Source organism: Pseudomonas sp. SDO5591_S426 (assembly GCF_054070755.1).
Genome location: NZ_JBSVXD010000353.1, coordinates 1 through 2,836, shown reverse-complemented (window position 1 = coordinate 2,836; position 2,836 = coordinate 1). Strand labels below are relative to the sequence as shown.

2 protein-coding genes are annotated in these 2,836 nt (G+C 62.2%); both read left to right on the top strand.

Going from position 1 to position 2,836, the window contains the following annotated elements:
* Window positions 1-119: 119 nt before the first annotated feature.
* Complete coding sequence (locus tag ACW9JC_RS29795; protein WP_457459520.1) at window positions 120-1,487, top strand: NAD(P)-dependent oxidoreductase; 1,368 nt, start codon at window positions 120-122, stop codon at window positions 1,485-1,487.
* A complete protein-coding gene (gene preA / locus ACW9JC_RS29790; protein WP_416127184.1) occupies window positions 1,488-2,762 on the top strand; it encodes an NAD-dependent dihydropyrimidine dehydrogenase subunit PreA in 1,275 nt (424 codons plus the stop codon).
* Window positions 2,763-2,836 lie beyond the last annotated feature (74 nt).

Genomic DNA, 2,836 nt, shown 5'->3' with positions numbered 1-2,836 from the left:
GCCCGGGACGCTCTGCGTCCCATTGGAACGCGGAGCGTCCCTTGAGGCATTCCCACGCAGAGCGTGGGAACGATCAGCCCATCAGAGGCAGCACCTCAATTCACCGTGAGGCCAAAACCGTGATCAAGACCCTGACCCACCTCCCGCATCCTTACGAGAACGCGGCCGTCCTCGCTGGCCATTTCACCGATCTGGCGCCGCCGCTCAATGAGCGCCAGGCGCATCTGGAAGCCTCGCGCTGCCTGTATTGCTACGACGCGCCCTGCGTGAATGCCTGCCCGAGCGAGATCGATATTCCCTCGTTCATCCGCAACATTCATCAGGACAACGTGCAAGGCGCGGCACAGAAAATCCTCTCGGCCAACATCCTCGGCGGCAGTTGCGCCCGGGTCTGCCCGACGGAAATCCTTTGCCAGCAAGCCTGTGTGCGCAACAACAGCCACGAATGCGCGCCGGTGCTGATCGGCCTGTTGCAGCGCTATGCCGTGGACAACGCGCACTTCAGCGAACACCCCTTCCCCCGCGCCGCCGCCACCGGCAAACGCATCGCCGTGGTCGGTGCCGGCCCGGCCGGGTTGTCCTGCGCCCACCGCAGCGCCATGCACGGGCATGACGTGGTGATTTTCGAAGCCAGGGAAAAGGCCGGTGGCCTGAATGAATACGGCATCGCCAAGTACAAACTGGTGGACGACTACGCACAAAAGGAACTCGATTTCCTGTTGGACATTGGCGGTATCGAAATCCGTCACGGACAAAAACTCGGCGAGAACCTGAGCCTCAGCGACCTGCATCAACAGTTCGACGCGGTGTTCCTCGGCCTCGGTCTGGCCGCCAGCAAACAACTGGGCCTGGCCCACGAAGACGCGCCCGGCCTGCTCGCCGCCACCGACTACATCCGCGAATTGCGCCAGGCCGATGACCTGACCGAGTTACCGCTGGCCGACCACTGCATCGTGCTCGGCGCCGGCAACACCGCCATCGACATGGCCGTGCAAATGGCTCGCCTCGGCGCTCACGACGTGAACCTCGTCTACCGCCGTGGCGTCGAGGACATGGGCGCCACGCATCACGAACAAGACATTGCCAAAGCCAATCAAGTGCGCCTGTTGACCTGGGCGCAACCCGAGGAAGTGTTGCTCGATGACCAAGGGCAAGTGCGCGGCATGCGTTTCGCCCGCACGCATCTGGTTGAGGGTCGCCTGCAAACCACGGGTGAAACGTTCGAGCTGGCGGCTGACGCGATCTTCAAGGCCATCGGCCAGGCCTTCGACGGCAGCGCCCTCGCCGATCCACTGGCCCGCGAACTCAAGCGTCAGGGCGAGCGCATTGAAGTGGACGAAAACCTGCGCACCAGCATTCCCGGCGTGTATGCCGGTGGTGACTGCACCAGCCTCGACCAAGACCTCACCGTGCAAGCGGTGCAACACGGCAAGCGCGCCGCCGAGGCGATCAACGCTCAACTGATGCTCAACGTGGAGGCTGCGTAAATGGCCGATCTGTCGATTGTCTTCGCTGGCATCAAATCCCCGAATCCGTTCTGGCTGGCGTCCGCGCCACCGACCGACAAGGCCTACAACGTGGTCCGCGCCTTTGAAGCGGGTTGGGGCGGTGTAGTCTGGAAAACCCTGGGTGAAGACCCGGCGGCGGTGAACGTGTCTTCGCGCTATTCGGCGCACTTCGGCGCTAACAGAGAGGTTCTCGGATTCAACAACATCGAACTGATCACCGACCGCTCGCTGGAGATCAACCTGCGGGAAATCACCCAGGTGAAAAAGGATTGGCCGGACCGCGCGCTGATCGTTTCGTTGATGGTGCCTTGCGTCGAGGAATCCTGGAAACACATCCTGCCGCTGGTGGAAGCCACCGGTGCCGACGGCATCGAGCTGAACTTCGGCTGCCCTCACGGCATGCCGGAACGCGGCATGGGCGCGGCGGTGGGTCAGGTGCCGGAGTATGTCGAACAGGTCACGCGCTGGTGCAAGACCTATTGCTCGCTGCCGGTGATCGTCAAGCTCACGCCGAACATCACCGACATCCGCGTGGCGGCTCGCGCGGCCCATCGCGGCGGTGCGGATGCGGTGTCGCTGATCAATACGATCAACTCGATTACCAGCGTCAACCTGGAGCGCATGGTCGCCAATCCCATGGTCGGCAGCCAAAGCACCCACGGCGGTTATTGCGGTTCGGCGGTCAAGCCGATTGCCTTGAACATGGTCGCCGAAATCGCCCGCGATCCGCAGACCCAAGGCCTGCCCATCAGCGGCATCGGCGGTATCGGCAACTGGCGCGACGCGGCGGAATTCATCGCTCTGGGCAGCGGCTCGGTGCAGGTGTGCACGGCGGCGATGCTCCACGGTTTCCGGATCGTCGAGGAGATGAAGGACGGCCTCTCACGCTGGATGGACAGCCAAGGCTACGCCAGCATCGCCGAGTTTTCCGGGCGCGCAGTGACCAACACCACGGACTGGAAGTACCTGGACATCAACTATCAGGTGATCGCGAAAATCGACCAGGAGGCGTGCATCGGTTGTGGTCGCTGCCATATCGCTTGCGAGGACACTTCGCACCAGGCCGTGGCCAGCCTGAAAAAAGCCGACGGTACGCACAGCTATGAAGTGATCGACGAGGAATGCGTGGGCTGCAACCTGTGCCAGATCACCTGCCCGGTCGAGGATTGCATCGAGATGGTGCCGATGGAGAACGGCAAGCCGTTTCTGGACTGGAATCATGATCCGAGGAATCCGTTTCATGTTGCCGTCTGATCGCTGAAGATCAAAAGATCGCAGCCTCGTTTCACTCGACAGCTCCTACAGGATTGCGCGTTCCCTTGTAGGAG